The sequence below is a fragment of the Bacteroidota bacterium genome (assembly GCA_020402865.1).
Lineage (GTDB): Bacteria > Bacteroidota > Bacteroidia > Palsa-965 > Palsa-965.
Window position 1 is genome coordinate 36,808 of sequence record JADBYT010000024.1, and the last position, 20,875, is coordinate 57,682.

Consider the following 20,875-nt stretch of genomic DNA (forward strand, 5'->3'; position numbering starts at 1 on the left):
AAGATAGGATTTTGTTGTGCTTGAAAACGGGTGTTTACCACCGGTTTTAATGTAGTTTCTATGCCGAAGAACCGGAAAGGCGTTCAAGAACGAGCCGGATAAGATCGTTTACTGTTTTCTTGTAGTCTTTACTGTACTGCTTTGCTACGCGGTTGGCAATTATGGCACACACGGTACAGCACTCATGTCCGAGCAGTTTGCCCAGTCCGTATAGCGCCGAGGTTTCCATTTCGAAATTGGTGATGCGGTGACCATTGTGGGTAAAACTGCCGAGTTTTTCGTTCAGGTCGGGAAGTGCGGGAGCGAGGCGAAGCTGCCTTCCCTGCGGACCGTAAAAGCCGGGAGCGGTGGCGGTAATGCCCTGCGTCAGGTCGTGTGCAAGGGTGTGGAGCAGTGTTTGCGAGGCTTCCACCACATAGGGATACGGCATGCCGGGCAGCCAGCCGGCGTGCTGCTGAAAAGCGGTGGCTATTTCAGGCACATCGCAGAGATCAAGCCCGGCATAGTAGTTCAGTAACCCGTCGAGACCCATGCCGTGCGAGGAAGCCACGAAACTGTCCACCGGAATATCGCCCTGCAGCGCACCCGAAGTACCAATACGTACAATTTTAAGCGCACGTTTCTGCGGCAGAATGGTACGCGTTTTCAGGTCGATGTTTACCAGCGCATCCAGCTCGTTGAGCACAATGTCGATATTATCGGTACCAATGCCGGTTGACAAAACCGTGATGCGTTCGCCCCGAAAAGTGCCGGTATGTGTAATAAACTCACGGTTCTTTTCACGATGTTCAATACTGTCGAAATGCGCCGAAACCGTGGCTACCCTGTCCTGATCGCCCACCACAATAACCTTATCGGCAAGCTGTTCGGGCCGCAGATGGATATGATAAACGCTGCCGTCGGGATTTAAAATGAGTTCTGATTCAGCAATGGGTAAAGCCATATACAAGAGGTTTGGCAACGAAAATACAAAGTAGAAATGTGTTTTGCATTGTTCGTGTTTCGGTTCTTTGAAACGACTTGTCAGCTGCGTTTAGATGAATAACTGCCATAGCTTGCCATTTACCGCAATTTACCAGCAGGTTTCAGCTAATTATCTGATTTCCGGTCAATAATCATTTGAACAGATGTTCCCGGTCAGTTGCAACGCTTTTCGATTTGATTATATTTGCATCGTTCAAACACCACTACTAACGCCGGAAAAGAGCCGGCAGCGACGTTACGTATGAGCCAAAAAGCAGAAAAAATTGTAGTTCCCGTTGATTTCGGCGAACAATCCATGATTGCACTCGAGCAGGCCTGTCATCTGGCCAAAATGACCAATGCGGAAGTTACACTTGTGTATGTGCTCGAAGGTGCAAGTCTTTTGGGACGCATTCTTTCTTCCCAGCAGGACGAAGCCATCCGCAAGGAAATCAACGAAAAGCTGGAGGAACTTACCGTTAATGTGGAAAAAACACATGGCGTGAAGTGCGACAAAGTGGTAGCACACGGCTCGGTATATGATAAAGTAGCCGAGGTGGCCGAAATGATTAACGCCACCTTTATTGTAATGGGCACCAACGGCGCCGAAAACCTCCGCAAACGCTTTATCGGCTCAAATGCGCTGCGTGTAGTACGCGAGTCGAAAGTGCCCGTAATTACCATTAAAGGAAAACATCACCGCGATGGCTGCAAAAATATTGTGGTGCCCCTCGATCTTACCAAGGAAACACGCGAGAAAGTGAATAAAGCCATTGAAATGGCGAAACTTTATGCGGCTGATATCCGCGTGGTTTCGGTGCTTTTCTCTACCGACGAGTTTATCGTAAACCGCCTCACCCGCCAGCTTTCGCAGGTGAAAACGTTTATCGAAAAAGCACACATACGCTGCACCGCCGAAATTATTAAAGGCATCAAAGGCGATGAATCACTCGGACAAATCATAGTCGATTACGCCAACAAAGTAGAAGGCGACCTCATCATGATTATGACCCAGCAGGAAACTGATATTACCGAACTCTTTATCGGTTCGGCTGCTACAGAAATCATTCATAAATCAGACATCCCGGTGCTTTCTATCGTTCCTTCTCCCAAAAACGAGTACGTGGATTTCAAACCCTATTAATATACACACCTATTAATTTAAACACCTGTTCTGCGCAAGCCTGACAGGTGTTTTTTTATTTACCTCCGGCAATTATCAGTTCTGCTTATGACTGCTGTCAGTAAAGGGCCCGGCAGAGTTGCCTATATTTGATACTGTCCAAACAAAACGAGTATGAGCTTTCAACTAAAAAAAATTCTGGTTCCGGTTGATTTTTCCGAAACAGGTATGCTTGCTCTTGAGCATGCCGGCCACATGGCCGGGCTGGCAAAGGCCGATTTACTGCTGCTGCATGTATTGCCGGTAAATCAGTACCATTTCGAAATTCCGGAGCCCGAACTGCATATCGAAAATTTCGACCGCGTAAATGCAATAGTCGAGGAGAGGCTTAATGAAGCAGTGGAAATGGTGCGGCAACGATACGGCGTAAGAGCTTCATCAATGAGCGCCCGTGGTTCGGTTTCGAGAGAGGTAAATGAGGTGGCCACAGAAGAAAATGCCGACCTCATTATTATGGGGACGCACGGTGCCAAAGGCTTCGAAGAACTCTTTATCGGCAGCAATGCACATAAGGTGATAAGCATGGCTAAGTGCCCGGTAATCACCGTGCAAACGCATGCAAAGCGTATCGGCTTCACCAACATTGTACTGCCTATCGACCGTACCGCCCACTCGCGCGAGAAAGTGGATGTTGCTTTGCGTTTCGGTGCCATGTATGATGCCAAAATCCATATCCTCGGCTTGTTTGAAAGCAGCGAAGACCAACGCGAATTTGATAAACTGCAGATTGTACTTGATCAGGTGCAGCATGCGGTAGAACATGCCAAACTCCGTTTCAGCCGCCAAACCGTAAAAGGTACAAACCTGGCTGCCGAAGCCATGCGTTTTGGCCCCACGGTAGAAGCCGATCTGATTGTGATTATGACCGAACAGGAATCAGAGCTCACCGGACTTTTCCTCGGTCCCCGCGCCAAACAAATTGTCAATCATTCGCGCATTCCGGTAATGAGCATCAAACCCAAAGAAGGTATCGTAAGCGATTTCAACCTCGATGGTTCAGTCGGGCTGTTTTAACAACGCTTATTGGCCCTCACAGCAACTATCCAATAAAAAGAGCCGTGAAACGCGATTGTCGCAGTTTCACGGCTCTTGAGTTTTAACCAATTACTTGTTATGCGGATTCTCCGACGAGCCGAAAACTTTTTTTAGAATTTCGGAAGTGCGGGCTACCGGATTCGTGCGGATGTTCTTTTCCTCGTTACCGATAAGTTTAAACAAACCGCCAATGGCCTGTCCGGTAATGTAACCGTCGAGATCAGGATTTACGGGCTGGGTAAACGGAATTTTGTTGTAGGCATTCACCACCGGTGTCCAGTATTTGGTGAGCTGCACTTTTTGGGTGGCACGGTTTACAACCGGACGAAATTTGGTGGTGAGATCACCTGTGGTTTTGGTGCGGAGATAGTTGGTGGCTGCCGTATCGGTGCCGCGCAGAATGTTGAGACCATCGGTAATGGTCATGCTGGTAATGGCATTAATAAAAATGGGGCCGGCTTCCTTAGACGCTTCTTCAGCGGCGTGGTTCATGGTTTCTTCAAAGTCGTTGATCCAGCCTGGGCCGCCGGGTACTTTCATCACGGCATCTTTTACTTTCTGCACCGAAGCCGGGAAGGGGATGCGGATGAGCGGATTGTTTAAAAATCCGTTGGCCTGCGAAGCAGAGGCGGTTGATTTGTTGGTGCCTTGCTGCAGTGCGGCTTTGAGGCCGTTTACAATTTCGGTGCTGGTAAGCGGTGCTCCGGGCAGTGTGCCCACCTGCTTGCCAAGATCGCCGGCTACTTTGCCAAGTTCAGTGCAGGCTGAGAGTGCAAGAGTGCCTGCGGCGAGAATAAACACAAACTTTTTCATGGAATGATCTGATTCGGGTGAATGAATATGTTACGAAGCTAACAAATACTTTGCCAGAACAAAAAGTCTGGCTGTTATGCCGTTCCCAGAATTACTTTTCGCAGCAGCATAAGTGCCGAAAGGGTGGTTGCGGCAATGTTTCTTTCGCGGTTGCCGCCATACTGCATTTTTCTGACGGTAACACCGGTTTCGGAGGCAACGGCAATGTACACCAGCCCCACCGGTTTTAATTCGGTACCGCCTCCGGGGCCGGCAATACCGGTGGTGGCTATTGCGTAGCCGGCATTAAACTGCTTGCGGGCATTGACGGCCATTACCGAAGCCACTTCTTCGCTCACCGCACCATGCTGTTCGATGAGGGCGGCCGGTACGCCCAGCTGCTGCATTTTTACTTCGTTGGCATAGCTTACAATGCTGCCGAGATACCATTGCGAACTGCCCGGCACCGAGGTAATGGCCTGTGCCACACTGCCGCCGGTGCAGCTTTCGGCCGTAATTACTGTTTGGCCGTGTTCAACCAGCAAGCGGCCAACTACCTGTGGCAGCGTATCGTCGTTATAGCCATAGTGCCACTGCTCAATGAGCGGCAGCAGTTCTTCCACTTTGGCATCGGTAGCTTTGCGCACTGCAGCTTCCTCGCCCGAAGCCGAAAGCCGCAAACGCACCATGCCGGGCGAGGGCAAGTAAGCCAGCTTGATGCCGTGTTCGGCCAAACTGTTTTCCCAGGCCTCAATCTTCTCCGCCAGCAGCGATTCGCCCACTCCCTGCGTAAGCACGGTGCGGTGATAAATAAACGGCAGACTGAATTTTTCGCGCAGCAAGGGCAACACGCCGTCACTCATTATTCCCTTCATTTCAAACGGCACACCCGGCATCGACACAAAAATTTTCCCGCCTACCTCAAACCACATGCCCGGCGCCGTGCCGTTTTTGTTGCGTATCACCCGGCAACCATCAGGCACCTGTGCCTGAAGCAGATTCACCTCGCCGGGCTCACGGCCGAAGCGTTTAAATATGCTCATTACATCTTCCGCCACCTGCTCATCCATGCGCCAGCCCATACCAAAATAGTCGCGCAGCGTTTTCTTGGTCAGGTCGTCTTTCGTGGGCCCAAGGCCGCCCGTAATCAGAATCAGGTCGGCCCGCTGCCGGGCTTCGTCAAGAGCCTTTACAATATGTGAAGCATCGTCGGAAACAGAAGTAATTTGCTTTACCGCAATGCCGTTTAACCCCAGCTGCCCGCCCATCCAGGCCGAGTTGGTGTCCACAATCTGTCCGATGAGAATTTCATCGCCAATGGTAATGATTTCTGCAAGCATGTTGCAAAGCTAAACACAACTGAGGCTGTTTGGTTTAAAAACAGGTTGTGCTGCTTCCTCGCTGCTACATTTATTCAATAAATACATACACCTGTTTTTACGTGCGTAGCAGAGCGTGCTATTGTTTACCTTTGCACCTTAAATGAACAAGCCCGGTCAGCCCGATAAAATGTCTGAACCCTTTCTGCTGCTGCTTGCTGCAGTAGTGGTATTTACCTTGCTTTCGCTTACCAATACCAGTTTTTCTGTTGGCGGTTTCACCTCGAAACCGGTAAACACCATTTATGAAATCACAGCTTCGGGACGCATCGAAAAAGCACCGGGTGTGCGTCCGCTTCTTGATTCGGCCTTTCTGGCTGCACGCGGTGTAAAACTCGAAACCGCCAAAGACAAAACAGCCATTGCCGAATACGGCTCCGATACCCTTGGCGGCCTCATCCGTTTTTACCTTGCGCTCGATCAGCTCAAAGCCGGCAAAAGGAAAACCGTTCGCGTTGCCTACTTCGGCGATTCAATGGTGGAAGGTGATCTGGTTACACAAGACCTGCGAAAAAGCCTGCAGGATACATTTGGCGGCGAAGGTGTGGGCTTTATGCCGGTTACTTCAATTGTGGCAGGCTTTCGCCAAACCATCATCCACAGCTATTCCACCAACTGGACCGATCATTTTCTGATAACGCCCACCGGATGCGGCAACTGCGGGCCGGGAATTACCGGACATACCTTTCAGCCTGCAACAGGCGGCATGGTTACCGAAAACGACAGTGCCTCACAGGCTGTGGGCGGAAGCTGGGTAAGCTACACCGCCGTAAACCGCCCCCGCCTTGAGCGTTTCCCCAAAGTGCGTATGTTTTACGGCAAAGGCGAGGGCGCTACCGTAAACTGCAACGGCCGCAACTACCGCATGGAAGGCAATGAAACGGTTAACACCATTACACTCGCTGATCAGCCGGTGAAAAAAGTGAAAGCCAGCTTTGCCGCAGGTAGTCCGCAATATGTGTACGGTTTCAGCATGGACAGCGACAGCGGCGTGTTTGTGGATAATTTTGCCATGCGCGGAAACAGTGGTTTACCGCTGGCCACCTGGCCGGTTGAAGTGCTGCGCGGACTGGATGCGCAGCTGAATTACGATCTCATTATTCTGCACTTTGGTGTAAACGTGGTAAACAGCAAGCAGAAAAATTATCAGTGGTATGCCGCAGGGATGACCACGGTAATCAACAATTTCCGCAAGGCATTTCCGAACGCCAGCTTCCTCATTATCGGTGCTGCCGATAAAGGCTGGCGCGGCCCCGAAGGCTACACCACTGATCCGGCTATTCCCATTCTGCTCAACGCACAACGCCAGATGGCACAAAACACAGGCTGCGCTTTCTGGAGCCTGTTTGATGCCATGGGTGGCACCGGAAGCATGGTTGAGTGGGTGAAAGGTGATACTGTTTACGCCAATAAAGATTATACACACTTCAACCACCGGGGCGCAAAGCGTGTGGCCGGATTATTGTTTAACGAACTCATGCGCGAGTACAATGTCTATCATCAGTCGGCTCAAAAAATATAGCCTGTTGCCGGTGCTGCTGATGTGGGTGTTTACCTCCTGCAGCGAAGCCCCGGCACAGAATCCGCCTGCCGGCCAGACCATCGATCAGATGCTGGCGGCCTATCCCTTTTTGCGCCGCGATCTGAATGTAATCCGTAACGACAGTGCTGCGCTGGCCGGGTTTTACGAAAAGCTGTGGGAACTCAGGCAGGGCAAGCGTAAAACTGTAAGCATCCTCCATATCGGCGATTCGCACATCCAGGCCGACTTCTTCTCCGGCACTGTGCGCCACAACATTCAAACCGAGTTTGGTAATGCCGGGCGCGGACTTGTTTTCCCTTACCGTGTAGCCAAATCAAACGAGCCGTGGAGCTACAAAACTTCGGCTACCGGCAACTGGAATTCACGCCGAATGCTTAAGCCCGAACCTAATCTGCCCATCGGTCTCTGCGGTTTTACCATCGAAACGCCCGATACGCTTTCGGCATTCGGCCTCAAGGTAAGTCCGCACGGCAATCTCAGTTATGCCTTCAACAAAATGACCGTGCTGCACAGTGCCGGCCCCGGAAGTTTTGATGTGGCCGTGTGCGATGCCTTCAATTGCCGCATCGGTACACGGCAGCCCGGCGCAAAACCTTTTGCGTCGGTATTTACGTTCGACAGTCTGCGAAACGAAATCATTGTAGAATGTATTCCGGCCGACACCGCCGCCCGCAGCCTGCAGATTTACGGCATGATTCTCGAAAACGGCCGGCCCGGCGTGCTTTATAACATGGTAGGCGTAAACGGTGCCGAATACCGCCACTACAACGCCGCCGAGTTTTTCTTCGATCAGCTCACCATCATCAACCCTGATCTGGTTATCGTTTCACTTGGTACCAACGAAGGTTTTGCCACAAGCTACACCAACGAGGCCTACCGCAAAAACATCGAACAGTTTATGCAGCGCCTCAAACAGGTAGCGCCTCAAACCGCCATCATTACCACCACTCCCGGCGATTCATTCCGCCGCACCCGCAAAGGATTTGTAAAAAATGCCGATATGGGTGAAGCCCGCAAAACCCTCATGAACTGGAGCGATTCCAGTCAGGTGGCCTGCTGGGATTTTTACGGCGTAATGGGCGGATACGGCTCCATGAGCAAATGGTACGTGGCCGGAATGGCTCACAAAGACAGGCTGCATCTCAATAAAAAAGGCTATCAGCTGCAGGGCGAGCTGTTTTACATCGCACTCATGGCCGGTTATGATAAATACGTGGTACGCGTTCACGGCAAATAGGAAGTATGTTTGATATAGATTTCGGCAAACTGCTTCAGCAGCTCGTGTATGATGAGAAAAACCCGCTCATGTTCAACAGCGGTTTCTTTTTCTACTTCTTTACCATTTTCCTGCTTTTTTATCTGCTCATCCACAAACACAAACTCACCAGAGTCATTGTGTTTACGGTGTTCTCGCTTTACTTCTTTTACAAAGCCTGTGGCTGGTACGTGGGCTTTATTCTCATAGCTGCTGTATTTGACTTCAACCTTTCCAATGCAATATGGAACTCGAAAACGCAGCTTCGGAAAAATGCCTTGCTGGTATTTAGTATCCTCACCAACCTCGGGCTGCTGTTTTATTTCAAGTACACCAATTTCTTTATCGAAATTGTAAACGAAATAGGGGCCGGACAACTCGATCCGCTCAAGCTGGCCCTGCCTGTAGGCATTTCGTTTTACACATTCGAGAACCTGAGTTATACAATAGACGTGTATCGCGGGCATTTCAAGCCGGTAAGCAGTTTCTGGGATTACTGCTTCTTCCTTTCGTTTTTCCCGAAACTGATGATGGGCCCCATTGTGCGCGCCGCCGATTTTATTCCGCAAATCCGCCAGGATATCCGCGTTACGCAGGAGGATGTGGGCGCAGGGCTTTACCTGATTCTCAGCGGACTTTTCCGCAAAGTGGTAATTTCAGACTTCATCTGGCTCAACTACGGCCAGTACATTTTCGACGATCCGTCGAAGCACAGCGGCGTGGAATGTTTGCTGGGCGTGTATTGCTATGCCCTGCGTATTTACTGCGATTTTTCGGGTTATTCGGATATGGCCATCGGTATGGCGCGGTGGATGGGCTTTAAAATTCCGGCCAATTTCCGTTCGCCTTACCAGTCGGCCAACATTACCGAATTCTGGCGGCGCTGGCACATATCGCTTTCCGCCTGGCTGCGCGATTACCTGTACATTCCGCTGGGCGGCAATCGTAAAGTGGTTATTGGTGCAGCCATTACCGGGTCGCTTTTCTTTGGCGGGGCAGCGGTTTGGGCAGGCATTGAGTTTGTGCAGAAGCAGCATGTATGGCCGCTTGTGGTGCTGCTGTGTGTGCTTGCGTTGCTGGTGGTGCCCGCGCTGGTCACCCGCAAGCGCGAGAGTTTTGCCGCCAGTCTCAATCAACTCCTAACCATGCTCATTGGCGGCCTCTGGCACGGTGCCTCGTGGAATTTCCTGTTCTGGGGCTTCCTGCACGGCATTGCGCTCGGGCTCGATAAATTGCGGCTGAAGATTTTGCCGGTGAGCAATCATCCGCTGCGCCGCTTTCTGGGTGTGCTGCTCACGTTCCATATTGTATGCTTTGCCTGGATTTTCTTCGTGTGCGAAGATTTTACGCAGGCCTCGGCCGTCATTACCCAGATCACCGGCAATTTTGCCCCGGAAACTTTTGTGGCCACGCTTACAGGTTACTGGCCGGTAATGGTGGTTATGGCCATCGGTTTCATCCTGCACTTTGTGCCCGAACGGGTGGAGGAGAAAGTGCAGCTTATGCTGGGCCGCTGGCCTTCCTACGGCCGGGTGTTGTTGCTCATTGGTTTTATCTGGATGGTGATTCAGATGAAACAGGCAGAGCAGCTGCTGCCCATTTATTTGCAGTTTTAGAGGTAACTCTTAATTCCTTTAGAGTATATTTGATTAATAGTATGATGAAAACATATAACAAATCGTTATTCAGCGATATATACACAGAAACAATTGATCTGTCGAAACTGATAAATCAGTATTTCGTTGTAATTAATGAAGATTCATCTTATATGCATCTTATTCATTTTGTTGGAAAAGGTACATTGAATAATATTTATGATGGGATAGTCACAGACGGACAATGGGAGTTTTTAAATCAATCAGATGTCAAATTGACTTTTCCGGAAATAAAATTTATAGTTAGGTGTCTTTTTTTTGATAGAAATATTGCATTAATGAATTTAATTGGAACAGAGGATGTTATAGTATTTGTTAGCAAAGACAGATACGAAATGGGAGTTAATTCAATTATAGAAATAAATAAATATATTAAGGCGAAGAACCGTTTTAATAATCTGCAAAATAGTCATTTAAATCAATATGGAATTCAAAATCATTATTCACAACAAACCTCTTATTCAAGCGGAGTTGATCAATTAAAAAATTTAGTCTGGGGAATTTTATTGATTTTTATTATCATAGTTATCGGTTATATCTGCTCAAAATTCTAACTGCCAAATTAGGTGCCGGCCTTTGGGGCGAAAGCACAGTTGATGACCTTGCCGGTTACCTCGAAAACCGTTATCCCGGCTTAAAAGGATTCAATCGCCGGGGCCTTTACCGGATGAAACAATTCTACGAAACTTACACCCATCCCGAATTTGTGTCACCACTGGTGACGCAATTGCAAAATCCTGATAGTGAGGTTGTTGAAATTGTGTCACCAGTGGTGACACAATTAGAAACACCGGAGGAAAAGGTGCTCAGATTTATACCGATGCTCGTGTCGCAGATCAGCTGGACGCACCACCTGCTGATCTTGTCCAAAACCCGGTCGGCGGAGGAGAAAATGTTTTATATTCATCAGTGTATCAGGGAGAAGCTATCAAAACGGGAATTGGAACGGCAGTTGAATTCTGCCACATTTGAGCGCACCATTCTGGCCAACCAGAAAATATCGCCGGTAGTTTCGCAGTTGCCGCACAACCTGTTTAAAGATCCCTACATCTTCGAGTTTCTGGATTTACCCGAAGGACATTCAGAAAAGGATCTGGAAAAGGCGCTGGTAAAAAATCTGCAGAAATTTATCCTTGAAATAGGCAAGGGCTTTACTTACATGGGTACACAGTTCAGGATGCAGGTAGGAAACAAGGATTATTACACCGATCTGTTGTTTTATCACCGCGATTTGCAGTGTCTGGTACTTTTCGAGCTGAAAATTCATGAGTTTGAGCCCGAATTTCTTGGTAAACTCAATTTTTACCTCGAAGCACTTGACCGTGATGTGAAACGCCCGCACGAAAAACCCAGCATTGGCATTTTGCTCTGTAAAGGCAAGGATTCGGAAGTGGTAGAGTATTCGCTGGCCCGCAATCCCTCGCCCGCACTCATTGCCGATTTTGAAACCAAACTTCTGCCCAAGGATGTGCTTGCCCGCAAACTCAACCAGTTATTTGAACAGCTTACGGGGTTGGATGAGTTTGTAAATGATTGAATAAAGGCTAGTTGGATGATTTTTGAGTCAGAAGAAAAGCTAATTTGGTAGTGAAAACAGAAAAATCGCTCAAAAAACTTGATTCGCTGTTTGCCACACTCAAAAATTATCCGATATTTGCACTCCGTTTTCGGAAAATAAAGCATTGAGTCATGTCAAAAGTTTGTCAGATTACCGGTAAGCGCACCATTGTAGGAAACAAAGTGTCGCACTCAAACCGCAAGACCAAGCGCACGTTCATCCCGAACCTGCACACCAAGCGTTTCTTCCTTCCCGAAGAAAACCGCTTCATCACCCTGAAAGTGTCCACTTCGGGAATGCGCACCATCAACAAGATCGGTATCAAAGAAGCCGTGAAGCGTGGTGTAGAGGCTGGTCTTATCCGCCTGTAATTCCCATTGGCCGGTGAATAACCGGTTCATACCTTCTGACAAACGTTGTTCGCTGTTGCGGGCAACGTTTTGTAGTTTTGTTTCACCGGTACGTTTTGGCCGGTGTTTTATTTTTCAAGTATTCCATGCGTTCACTTCGTGCTTTCTGGTGTTTGCCCTTGCTGCTGCTGCTTTCGGCGGGCGATGGCGGTAAATACAATTATGATACTGATTTGCTTTCGCCCGAGTTTCATGCCGGGCGGCGCAATGCGCTGCGGGCGCTGATGCCTGATAGTTCGGTGGCCGTGTTTTTTGCCTCGCCGGTGCGCAACCGGGCCAATGATGTGGATTACGATTACCATCCCGACCCTAATTTCTACTACCTCACCGGCCTGCGCGAGCCCAATGCCATGCTGCTGGTGTTCAAGGAGAAAATTGCCATCGACACGCTTTTTACCAACGAAATTCTGCTTGTGCAGGACCGCAGCCCCGGAGCAGAAGCCTGGACCGGCCGCCGTTTGGGACCTGAAGGTGCAAAAAAGACGCTGAAAATAGACCGGGTGCTGAGCAACAAAGCCTTTGCCGGAATGAAAATTGACTTTGCGCGTTTCAGTAAAGTCTTGTTTTACGAATTGCCCGGCGATGTGCGCGATGAAAAGTACGATGAGGCCGATTTGTACAACCTGATTGCCCGGTTCCGCAGCCGTACCGAAGGCCATAAAAACAACGATAATCTCCGCATCGACGAGTACATGAGCATTTTGCGCCAGATCAAACAGCCGGAGGAAATGGTGCTTTTGCGCAAGGCCATTGATATAAGCTGCGCTGCACATATCGAAATGATCAAGGCGCTGGAACCCGGCATGGGCGAATACGAAACGCAGGCCATTCTTGAGTACGAATTCCGCCGCCGTGGTGCCGAAGCCGTGGGCTACCCAAGCATTTGCGGCGGTGGCGAAAACAGTTGTATTCTGCACTACACCACCAACCGCAAACCGCTTACCGGCAACAATTTAATCGTGCTCGACGCCGGTGCCGAATACCACGGCTACACCGCCGATATTACGCGCACGCTACCGGTTGACGGGAAGTTTTCGGACGAGGAAAAGGCCATTTACAACATCGTACTCGAAGCGCAGGAAGCCGGTATTGCCCTTTGCCGCCCCGGAAACGATTTCCGCGCACCGCACAAAGCAGCCGTTGCCATAATTAAAAAACGCCTGCTCGAACTGGGCATCATTACCAAAGAAGAAGATTTTCAACGCTACTTCTTCCACGGCACTTCCCACTACCTCGGCCTTGATGTGCATGATGCCGGTATGTACGGCCGTTTTGAAGCCGGAAACGTGATTACCGTTGAACCGGGCATCTACATCCCCGAAGGCTCGCCCTGCGACCCGAAATGGTGGAATATCGGCATCCGTATCGAAGATGATATACTCATTACCGCCGGCGCCCCCGAAAATCTCTCCGGCTCCATCCCCAAAACAGTGGCCGAACTGGAAACACTTATGCAGGTGGAAAGCTACCTCAACCGCCGTCCCGACCTGCCAAAACCCACCGGCAAACACAGTCACTGACCATTTTGTGAAAAAGAAAAGGCCTGAGAAAGAAAAAAATACATTTTCCGCTTGGTAAACCCGAAGGAATAATTACCTTTGCCGTCCGATTAAGTAAAAGCAGAAATTACCATGGCTAAGAAAGGTAACCGCATTCAGGTAATCCTCGAATGCACCGAGCATAAGGAGAGCGGACTTCCCGGTACTTCGCGTTACATCACCACGAAGAACAAGAAGAACACCCCTGAGCGTATTGAGATCAAAAAATACAACCCGATCCTCAAGCGCATGACCGTTCATAAAGAAATCAAGTAATCAACCGGCTAACGTCTATCCGTCATGGCTAAGAAAGTAGTTGCTACCCTGAAAACCGGTGAAGGAAAACAATTCACCCGCGTAATCAAAATGGTTAAGTCGCCCAAAACAGGCGCTTATGCCTTCAAGGAAGAAGTGGTTCACAACGACCACATCAAAGACTTCCTGTCTGATAAAAAGTAATTTCGCGCAAGATGCGAAACCGATTGAAGCTTCTTTCACCGAAAGGAGCTTTTGTCGTTTCTGAATATCACTGCTATGGGAATTTTTAACTTCTTCAGTAAAGAGAAAAAAGAGAACCTTGACCAGGGTTTATCCAAAACCAAGGAAACCTTTTTCTCTAAAATTGCCCGCGCCGTGGTGGGCAAATCAACCGTTGATGCCGAAGTTCTCGACAACCTGGAAGAGGTGTTGATTACTTCGGATGTGGGTGTGGAAACCACGCTCAAAATCATCAAGCGCATTGAAGAACGTGTATCGCGCGATAAGTATGTTAATACTTCGGAGCTGGATACGATTTTGCGCGATGAAATAGCTGCGTTGCTGGCCGAAAACAACACCGAAGACCTGCGCGAGTTTGCCGTGCCAGAAGGCAAAAAGCCGTATGTAATTATGGTTGTTGGCGTAAACGGCGTAGGAAAAACCACCACCATTGGCAAGCTGGCCAATGCCTTCAAGCAAAGCGGCAAAAGTGTAATGCTTGGCGCAGCCGATACCTTTCGTGCGGCGGCAGTAGATCAGCTTACCATCTGGTCGCAGCGGGTAGATGTGCCCATTGTGTCGCAGGGCATGGGAGCTGACCCGGCTTCGGTGGCTTTTGATACGCTCAACTCGGCCGTGGCACGCAATGCCGATGTGGTAATTATTGACACGGCCGGCCGTTTGCACAACAAGATCAACCTGATGAACGAGTTGAGCAAAATCAAAAAGGTGATGCAAAAAGTAGTGCCGGATGCGCCACACGAAGTGTTGCTGGTGCTCGACGGCTCAACCGGGCAAAATGCCATTGAGCAGTGCAAGCAATTTACTGCCGCCACTGATGTAACTGCACTTGCCGTAACCAAACTCGATGGTACAGCCAAAGGCGGCGTGGTAATTGGTATCTCCGATCAGTTCAAAATTCCGGTAAAATATATTGGAGTAGGTGAGAAGATCGGGGATTTGCAGGTATTCAATAAAGGTGAGTTTGTAGATTCCCTTTTTAAAAGAAACTGATAACAGAGCGAGAAAGAGAAAGAGAGCGGTTGCCGTAGTTTATTACGCCCCGCTCTCTTTCTCTTTCTCTTTCTCTTTCTCTTTCTCTTTCTCTTTCTCTTTCTCTTTCCCGCTCCCGCTCCCGCTCTGTTTAATTGGTAATTACAGCTGTGCCTGTTGCACTAACCATAAGCATTGACCCATTGCCAACAGTTTCATAGTCGAGGTCAACGCCGATGATTGCATTTGCGCCCATTTGCTTTGCCATTTGGGTCATTTCCTCAAGAGCAATATTTTTGGCATCACGCAAACTTTTTTCATACATACCTGCGCGGCCGCCCACAATATCGGTAATTCCGGCAAAGAAATCCTTTACAATATTTGCACCAATAATGGCTTCGCCCGAAACAAGTCCGATGTAACGGGTGATTTGTTTTCCTTCAAGTGTACTGGTTGTTGTAATAAGCATGGGATATCGTTTTTATTTAAGGTAAAGATAGAGAAGCAGAAGTTCTGCAGATTTAAAAAAGATGTTAATTGTGATCTCGGGATTTTTTAAACAGATCTGCTCAGGCTGCCTTCGATTGATTAATTTTCATTTCCCAAACAAGCATACCCCAATGGATAATGAACATCAGTTAGAACTCGAAAAATTCAATTTCGAGAAGGAAAAAACCAACCGCGATTTTAAACTGCGCGAACGGGAACTGGCACTCCAGGAGCAAAGCCAGAGCAACAACGGTTTTAAGAAGCTGTTTACCAATCCGATTTTGCTGGCGGCTATAACGGCTGTGCTGGGCCTTTCGGTGGATATGATTCTTAAAAACCAGGAGCATAGCCTTACGCTGGCCGAAAACAAACGAAAGCAACAATCGGAATTACTGATGAAGGCGCTCGACGGAAGCGATATTACGGTAATTGCCATGAAGCTTTCGCTGCTGGATAGTTTGAATTTCATTGATCTTACGCATGAGCAGCAGCAGGCTGTAATTTCAGCTTATGCGCAAAAAGCCGGCGTACAGCCCGATTACGAGGTGCTGATTAACGAGACCAATTCAGACAGTACGCGCCGTGCTGATTCGGTGATTGTACCGGAAACGTCGGTTAATCAGCCGTCAGTAAAGCCCAAGCCGCCAATAATAGCAGAGGTGAAGCCGCTTACGGCGCCGGGCTACACCATTCTCATTGGCACCGATGTGTTGCAAAACGAGGCGATTGCAGAACTTGAGCTGGCCCGGAAAATGTATCCTGATGCGCGGCAGTATCAGAACGGAAAGTTTACGCTCACTGTGGTGGGCAATTTCGCCACCCGCGACCAGGCAGAAGCCGAACTGGAAAAAGTGCGCATATCGCTGCATCGCCCCGGCGCCTATGTGATACGCAACCTTCAAAAACGCACCATCCCCGGCGCCGAAACCCGCTAATCAAACCCTCGTTTTGCGTACCTTTGCACCCGCATGAAAACCAAGACGCTTCGCAAGAATAAGGTCAACGTGGTGACGTTGGGCTGCTCAAAAAATATTTTCGACTCCGAAGTACTCATGGGCCAGCTGCGCGCCAATGAGTATGAAGTAGAGCACGAAAGTCAGAAAGGTGATGCAGCCATTGTGATTATCAATACCTGCGGGTTCATTGAAAACGCCAAGCAGGAAAGTATTGATACCATTCTCCAGTTTGTGGATGCAAAGGATCAGGGCCTGGTGGAGAAAGTGTATGTAACCGGCTGCCTGAGCGAACGCTACAAGCCCGATCTGGAAAAGGAAATTCCCGAAGTGGATGCCTGGTTCGGCACGCGCGATCTGCCGCGTTTGCTTAAAACACTCAAGGCCGACTATAAGCACGAACTTGTCGGCGAACGCATCCTCACCACACCGCAGCATTTTGCCTATCTTAAAATTTCGGAAGGCTGCGACCGGCCCTGCTCGTTTTGCGCCATTCCGCTCATGCGCGGCAAACACATTTCCACACCCATTGAACAGCTGGTGAAACAGGCCGGAACACTGGCCAAAAACGGCACGCAGGAACTCATTCTCATTGCGCAGGATTCAACTTACTACGGACTCGATTTGTACGGCAAGCGCAACCTTGCCGAACTCATGCAGCATCTTGCTGCGGTTGACGGTATGCGCTGGATTCGCCTGCACTATGCTTTCCCCAGCGGCTTTCCTGAAGATGTGCTCGACCTGATGCGCGATACCCCCAACATTTGCAATTACCTCGATATGCCGCTGCAACACATCAGCGATAATATGCTCAAAAGCATGCGCCGCGGCACTACCAAGCAAAAAACAATCGACCTCGTAAATAAAATCCGCGATAAGGTGCCCGGCATTACATTGCGCACCACACTTATCACCGGCTATCCCGGTGAAACCGAGCAGGATCACGAAGAAATGCTGCGCTGGGTGGAAGATACCCGTTTCGACAGGCTGGGTGTGTTTACCTATTCGCACGAAGAAAATACACACGCCCACACGCTCGAAGACAATGTGCCTGCCGAAGTGAAGCAGGCCCGCGCCGAGGCTGTGATGGAAGTGCAAAGCGGAATTTCCTACGACCTCAACCAGCAGCGCGTGGGCAAAACATTCGATGTGCTCATCGACCGCAAGGAAGGCGACTATTTCATCGGCCGTACCGAAGCCGATTCGCCGGAGGTGGATAACGAAGTGCTGGTACCGGCAAAAGATAATTACCTGCGCATCGGTCACTTTGCAAAAGTGCAGATTGAAAAAGCCGAGGAGTTTGATTTGTATGGTAAAGTGGTTGAATAACACCGCTTTTCCGTTGCACAGTCCGCTCATCAGCAGATACATTTTCCAATTTCTGTCAATTCCTACTTTTACAATATGAACCTTACCGCATCTCTCAAACGCATTGTTGCCAGCGCGCTGCTGGTGCTGTTTCTGCTTCCGCTCCGTGCCGACGAAGGCATGTGGCTTCCGCTGTTGCTGGAACAGATGAATATTACCGATATGAAAGCCCGTGGCTTCAAGCTCAGTGCAGCTGATATCTACAGCATAAACAGCACCAGCATGAAAGATGCCGTGGTGCAGTTTGGCGGTGGCTGCACCGGCGAAATTATTTCGGGCGAAGGATTGCTGCTTACCAACCACCATTGCGGCTACGGACAAATTCAGTACCACAGCTCGGTGGAGAAAGATTACCTCACCAACGGCTTCTGGGCAATGAACCGGGGCGAGGAATTGCCTTGTCCGGGGCTTACCGCCATGTTCATCATTCGAATGGAAGAAGTAACTGCGCAGGTACTCAACGGCGTAAACGATAATATGCCGGAGGCCAAGCGCATGGAAGTAATTCAGGCCAACATCAAGCGCATTGAAAAAGAAAATACCAAAGACGGCTACGAAGCGATGGTGCGCAGCTTTTTCTACGGCAATGTGTTTTACATGTTCATTACCGAAACCTTCCGCGATGTGCGTATGGTTGGCGCTCCGCCTACATCTATTGGTAATTTTGGCGGTGATACTGATAACTGGATGTGGCCCCGTCATACCGGCGACTTTTCCCTCTTCCGCATTTATGCCGGCAAAGACAACCGCCCCGCCGAGTACTCAAAAGATAATGTGCCGTTTAAGCCGCGTAAGTTTTTCAATATTTCCATGCGCGGTGCCCAGGAAAACGATTTTACGCTCGTGTATGGTTTTCCCGGCCGTACACAGGAATACATCTCATCGTATGCTGTAAGTATGATCGGCGATGTATCTGATCCGCTGAAAGTGGATCTGCGCACACAGCGTCTCAACATCATTCGTGCCGGTATGCGCAGCAGCGATGTGGTGCGTATTCAGTATGCCGCCAAGTACAACAGCATTGCCAATGCCTGGAAAAAATGGCAGGGTGAAATGAAAGGCCTGCGCGATAACAAAGCCGTGGAGAAAAAACAGAAATACGAAGCCGAATTTACACGCCGCGTAGAAGCTGATGCCGCGCTGAAACCAAAATATGGAAATGTGCTTGCCGAACTTGCAACACAGCACGAAGGATTGAAGCCGTGGCAAATTGCATTCGATTATTTCACAGAAGGTATCCTTCAGGTAGAAGCACTTCGCCTCGCATGGAGTTATAAAAAATTAGTTGACCTGAGCAAAGCTGCATCGCCTGATCAGACCGAGATAAATAAAGCACTCGATGCATTGAAAAAGAATGTGGGGCCGTTCTTCAAAAATTTCAATGCTTCGGTTGATATGAAGCAGGCTGTCGTGCTGTTCACTGCCACCGACAAGGGCATGGATCCTGATAAGCGTACGCCTCAATGGAACAGCCGAAACAAAAACTTTGGCAGCTACTTCAAAAAACTCTACAAAAAGTCAATGTTTGCCAACGGAGCCAAGCTGGAGAAGTTTGTAAACAGCTACACGGCTGACAAATATAAAGCCATTGAAAAAGACATGGCCTATCAGCTGGCGGTAGAACTATTTACGCATTTTAACAGCAAAATAAGACCCGAGTTCGATAAGTACAACGATGAAATTGCCCGCCTCAACCGCATTTACATGCAGGGGCAAATGGATGTATTTAAAGAACGTCGTTTTTATCCCGATGCCAATTCCACACTGCGCGTTGCATACGGAAAAGTAGAAGGTTACACCACGCCCGAAGGCAAAACGTACAACTGGTTCACCACTCTCGACGAACTCATTGCGAAAGAAACCGATACTATTGCCGATTATAAAGTGCCGCAGAAGCTAAAGGAACTTCACGCCAAAAAAGACTATGGCCGCTATGCTGCGCGTGATGGTAAAATTCACACCTGCTTCATTGCATCCAACCACACCACCGGTGGTAACTCCGGCAGTCCGGTGCTGGATGCACAGGGAAACCTCATCGGCACCAATTTCGACCGCTGCTGGGAAGGAACCATGAGTGATATTAACTATGACATTTCGGTGTGCCGGAACATTACGCTTGATATTCGTTATACACTCTTCATCATTGATAAGTATGCCGGTGCCGGTTATCTTATTGATGAAATGGTGCTGGTGAAGTAACATGGCTAACTATTTCATTCCCAGAGGAAATTATTTCTTTACGCCATTGCTCATTTATGCAAATGTGGCAATGTGGTTGTTGATGATTATTTCAGGTGCATCGGTTTTTCATCCCGATGCACTTGAAGTAATGAACTGGGGAGGAAACCGTCCTGCACTTACGTTTGATGGTGAAGTGTGGCGCCTGTTTACGTCGATGTTTGTGCACTGGGGAGTTGTGTATCTCGCACTTACATTAATCGCGTTGTTTACGCTTTCGGGCTGGCTCGAAAGCCAGATCGGTCGCTGGCGGTTTGCGGTGATTTATTTTTTTGCGGGCATTATTTCATCAGCCGCAGCAAGCTGGTATAACCCGCAAACCGTTGTGGTAGCGGGTGCTTCGGGGGCGTGCTTTGGTATTGCAGGAGCCATTCTTGCGGTGTGGCTGATAAAGAAAAACAGCCCGCCGCGCACTACGTCATTTCTGGCTTTCGCCACACTGTTTATTGGCTACAGTATTTACACTGGTATAACCGACAAAGGCGACAATGCGCAAAACCTAAGCGGATTGCTTGCCGGTTTTCTTGTAGGGCTGCTTGCAGTGTATGATTTCCGTACACCGGTGCGTACCTATCGGTTTACCACGCTGGCGGCAATAGCCGGGTTAACCATTTCGGCCGTATTCTTTTTTCTTGCGGCAAAACCGGTACAGCAACGTGTGCAGGCGGAGCAGATGATGAGTGAGTTTGTTGAACTCGACCAGACAACTGCTGAAGCAGAAGACTTTTTTGAACGACAGGTAAACGAAGGCGATTCGGCCGATCCGGAGGATTTTAAGCAGAAGGTTGTGCTTCAACGAAAAAAACTGCACGAAATTGGCGGGCGGATGAAGCAACTTGATATGACCGAAGATGAAAAATATCTCGCTTCCAAACTCACTGAATACGCTTCACTCCGCGCCGAACAGGCTTCTGATTATCACCAGTATTTACTAACCGGTAAATTACATTTCCTCAAACGCTCGGCCAATCTGCGCGATCAGGCTGATGAACTGATTAACGCAATTAATACAGCTTACGAAAATCAGGCTAAGAAAGTAAAGTAGA

20 protein-coding genes are annotated in these 20,875 nt (G+C 49.0%); 16 read left to right on the forward strand and 4 right to left on the reverse strand.

Going from position 1 to position 20,875, the window contains the following annotated elements; translation table 11 throughout:
* Nucleotides 1-58: 58 nt before the first annotated feature.
* On the reverse strand, nucleotides 59-943 hold the full coding sequence (locus IM638_15320; GenBank protein MCA6364406.1) for a nucleoside phosphorylase: 885 nt from the start codon (nucleotides 941-943) through the stop codon (nucleotides 59-61).
* Nucleotides 944-1,225: 282 nt separating this feature from the next.
* Here IM638_15320 and IM638_15325 point away from each other — a divergent pair, with 282 nt between their 5' ends.
* Both IM638_15325 and IM638_15330 read left to right on the forward strand, forming a co-directional pair.
* Nucleotides 1,226-2,107 (forward strand): universal stress protein, encoded by an 882-nt coding sequence (locus IM638_15325; GenBank protein MCA6364407.1) that lies wholly within the window; start codon nucleotides 1,226-1,228, stop codon nucleotides 2,105-2,107.
* Between the two features lie 153 nt (nucleotides 2,108-2,260).
* Complete coding sequence (locus tag IM638_15330) at nucleotides 2,261-3,160, forward strand: universal stress protein (GenBank protein ID MCA6364408.1); 900 nt, start codon at nucleotides 2,261-2,263, stop codon at nucleotides 3,158-3,160.
* Between the two features lie 90 nt (nucleotides 3,161-3,250).
* Here the strand turns inward: IM638_15330 and IM638_15335 are convergent, their stop codons facing one another.
* Nucleotides 3,251-3,994, reverse strand: a complete 744-nt coding sequence (locus IM638_15335; GenBank protein MCA6364409.1) for a DUF4197 domain-containing protein — start codon at nucleotides 3,992-3,994, stop codon at nucleotides 3,251-3,253.
* A 74-nt stretch (nucleotides 3,995-4,068) separates the two neighbouring features.
* Nucleotides 4,069-5,313, reverse strand: coding sequence for a competence/damage-inducible protein A (locus IM638_15340; protein ID MCA6364410.1), 1,245 nt, complete (start codon nucleotides 5,311-5,313; stop codon nucleotides 4,069-4,071).
* A gap of 142 nt (nucleotides 5,314-5,455) precedes the next feature.
* Between IM638_15340 and IM638_15345 the strand changes: the two genes are divergently transcribed.
* From IM638_15345 to ftsY, 10 genes are all read left to right on the forward strand, one after another.
* Nucleotides 5,456-6,874, forward strand: a complete 1,419-nt coding sequence (locus IM638_15345) for a hypothetical protein (protein MCA6364411.1) — start codon at nucleotides 5,456-5,458, stop codon at nucleotides 6,872-6,874.
* On the forward strand, nucleotides 6,843-8,132 hold the full coding sequence (locus IM638_15350) for a hypothetical protein (GenBank protein ID MCA6364412.1): 1,290 nt from the start codon (nucleotides 6,843-6,845) through the stop codon (nucleotides 8,130-8,132). The genes IM638_15345 and IM638_15350 overlap by 32 nt, the downstream gene beginning before the upstream one ends.
* Before the next feature lie 5 nt (nucleotides 8,133-8,137).
* Nucleotides 8,138-9,766, forward strand: coding sequence for an MBOAT family protein (locus tag IM638_15355; protein MCA6364413.1), 1,629 nt, complete (start codon nucleotides 8,138-8,140; stop codon nucleotides 9,764-9,766).
* 41 nt (nucleotides 9,767-9,807) lie between these two features.
* Nucleotides 9,808-10,359: a hypothetical protein gene (locus IM638_15360; GenBank protein ID MCA6364414.1), complete on the forward strand. Its 552-nt coding sequence runs from the start codon at nucleotides 9,808-9,810 to the stop codon at nucleotides 10,357-10,359.
* Nucleotides 10,284-11,342, forward strand: coding sequence for a DUF1016 family protein (locus tag IM638_15365; GenBank protein MCA6364415.1), 1,059 nt, complete (start codon nucleotides 10,284-10,286; stop codon nucleotides 11,340-11,342). Before IM638_15360 ends, IM638_15365 begins: the two co-directional genes overlap by 76 nt.
* Nucleotides 11,343-11,494: 152 nt before the next feature.
* Nucleotides 11,495-11,734, forward strand: a complete 240-nt coding sequence (rpmB, locus tag IM638_15370) for a 50S ribosomal protein L28 (GenBank protein MCA6364416.1) — start codon at nucleotides 11,495-11,497, stop codon at nucleotides 11,732-11,734.
* A gap of 125 nt (nucleotides 11,735-11,859) precedes the next feature.
* Nucleotides 11,860-13,293, forward strand: a complete 1,434-nt coding sequence (locus tag IM638_15375) for an aminopeptidase P N-terminal domain-containing protein (GenBank protein MCA6364417.1) — start codon at nucleotides 11,860-11,862, stop codon at nucleotides 13,291-13,293.
* Nucleotides 13,294-13,404: 111 nt separating this feature from the next.
* A complete protein-coding gene (gene rpmG, locus IM638_15380; protein ID MCA6364418.1) occupies nucleotides 13,405-13,587 on the forward strand; it encodes a 50S ribosomal protein L33 in 183 nt (60 codons plus the stop codon).
* Between the two features lie 24 nt (nucleotides 13,588-13,611).
* Nucleotides 13,612-13,770 (forward strand): DUF4295 domain-containing protein, encoded by a 159-nt coding sequence (locus IM638_15385; protein MCA6364419.1) that lies wholly within the window; start codon nucleotides 13,612-13,614, stop codon nucleotides 13,768-13,770.
* 75 nt (nucleotides 13,771-13,845) lie between these two features.
* Nucleotides 13,846-14,802: a signal recognition particle-docking protein FtsY gene (ftsY, locus tag IM638_15390; GenBank protein ID MCA6364420.1), complete on the forward strand. Its 957-nt coding sequence runs from the start codon at nucleotides 13,846-13,848 to the stop codon at nucleotides 14,800-14,802.
* A gap of 130 nt (nucleotides 14,803-14,932) precedes the next feature.
* Here the strand turns inward: ftsY and IM638_15395 are convergent, their stop codons facing one another.
* Nucleotides 14,933-15,250, reverse strand: coding sequence for a heavy metal-binding domain-containing protein (locus IM638_15395; protein ID MCA6364421.1), 318 nt, complete (start codon nucleotides 15,248-15,250; stop codon nucleotides 14,933-14,935).
* Nucleotides 15,251-15,401: 151 nt separating this feature from the next.
* Here IM638_15395 and IM638_15400 point away from each other — a divergent pair, with 151 nt between their 5' ends.
* From IM638_15400 to IM638_15415, 4 genes are all read left to right on the forward strand, one after another.
* On the forward strand, nucleotides 15,402-16,205 hold the full coding sequence (locus IM638_15400; protein ID MCA6364422.1) for an SPOR domain-containing protein: 804 nt from the start codon (nucleotides 15,402-15,404) through the stop codon (nucleotides 16,203-16,205).
* A gap of 33 nt (nucleotides 16,206-16,238) precedes the next feature.
* Nucleotides 16,239-17,552 carry a 30S ribosomal protein S12 methylthiotransferase RimO gene (gene rimO, locus IM638_15405; GenBank protein ID MCA6364423.1) on the forward strand — a complete coding sequence of 438 codons (1,314 nt, stop codon included), beginning with the start codon at nucleotides 16,239-16,241 and terminating at the stop codon, nucleotides 17,550-17,552.
* A 75-nt stretch (nucleotides 17,553-17,627) separates the two neighbouring features.
* Nucleotides 17,628-19,790: a S46 family peptidase gene (locus IM638_15410; protein ID MCA6364424.1), complete on the forward strand. Its 2,163-nt coding sequence runs from the start codon at nucleotides 17,628-17,630 to the stop codon at nucleotides 19,788-19,790.
* A 1-nt stretch (nucleotide 19,791) separates the two neighbouring features.
* Entirely contained in the window at nucleotides 19,792-20,874 is a 1,083-nt protein-coding gene (locus IM638_15415) for a rhomboid family intramembrane serine protease (protein ID MCA6364425.1), read from the forward strand.
* The last annotated feature ends 1 nt before the right edge of the window (nucleotide 20,875 follow it).

Bases quoted from the DNA above. Each gene is read 5' to 3' on its own strand.
- IM638_15350 (MCA6364412.1), top strand. From the start codon at position 6,843: ATGTCTATCATCAGTCGGCTCAAAAAATATAGCCTGTTGCCGGTGCTG.
- IM638_15320 (MCA6364406.1), bottom strand. From the start codon at position 943: ATGGCTTTACCCATTGCTGAATCAGAACTCATTTTAAATCCCGACGGC.
- IM638_15325 (MCA6364407.1), top strand. From the start codon at position 1,226: ATGAGCCAAAAAGCAGAAAAAATTGTAGTTCCCGTTGATTTCGGCGAA.
- rpmG (MCA6364418.1), top strand. From the start codon at position 13,405: ATGGCTAAGAAAGGTAACCGCATTCAGGTAATCCTCGAATGCACCGAG.
- IM638_15395 (MCA6364421.1), bottom strand. From the start codon at position 15,250: ATGCTTATTACAACAACCAGTACACTTGAAGGAAAACAAATCACCCGT.
- IM638_15385 (MCA6364419.1), top strand. From the start codon at position 13,612: ATGGCTAAGAAAGTAGTTGCTACCCTGAAAACCGGTGAAGGAAAACAA.
- IM638_15360 (MCA6364414.1), top strand. From the start codon at position 9,808: ATGATGAAAACATATAACAAATCGTTATTCAGCGATATATACACAGAA.
- IM638_15335 (MCA6364409.1), bottom strand. From the start codon at position 3,994: ATGAAAAAGTTTGTGTTTATTCTCGCCGCAGGCACTCTTGCACTCTCA.
- IM638_15410 (MCA6364424.1), top strand. From the start codon at position 17,628: ATGAACCTTACCGCATCTCTCAAACGCATTGTTGCCAGCGCGCTGCTG.
- IM638_15340 (MCA6364410.1), bottom strand. From the start codon at position 5,313: ATGCTTGCAGAAATCATTACCATTGGCGATGAAATTCTCATCGGACAG.
- IM638_15345 (MCA6364411.1), top strand. From the start codon at position 5,456: ATGAACAAGCCCGGTCAGCCCGATAAAATGTCTGAACCCTTTCTGCTG.
- IM638_15330 (MCA6364408.1), top strand. From the start codon at position 2,261: ATGAGCTTTCAACTAAAAAAAATTCTGGTTCCGGTTGATTTTTCCGAA.
- ftsY (MCA6364420.1), top strand. From the start codon at position 13,846: ATGGGAATTTTTAACTTCTTCAGTAAAGAGAAAAAAGAGAACCTTGAC.
- rpmB (MCA6364416.1), top strand. From the start codon at position 11,495: ATGTCAAAAGTTTGTCAGATTACCGGTAAGCGCACCATTGTAGGAAAC.
- IM638_15355 (MCA6364413.1), top strand. From the start codon at position 8,138: ATGTTTGATATAGATTTCGGCAAACTGCTTCAGCAGCTCGTGTATGAT.
- rimO (MCA6364423.1), top strand. From the start codon at position 16,239: ATGAAAACCAAGACGCTTCGCAAGAATAAGGTCAACGTGGTGACGTTG.
- IM638_15400 (MCA6364422.1), top strand. From the start codon at position 15,402: ATGGATAATGAACATCAGTTAGAACTCGAAAAATTCAATTTCGAGAAG.
- IM638_15375 (MCA6364417.1), top strand. From the start codon at position 11,860: ATGCGTTCACTTCGTGCTTTCTGGTGTTTGCCCTTGCTGCTGCTGCTT.
- IM638_15415 (MCA6364425.1), top strand. From the start codon at position 19,792: ATGGCTAACTATTTCATTCCCAGAGGAAATTATTTCTTTACGCCATTG.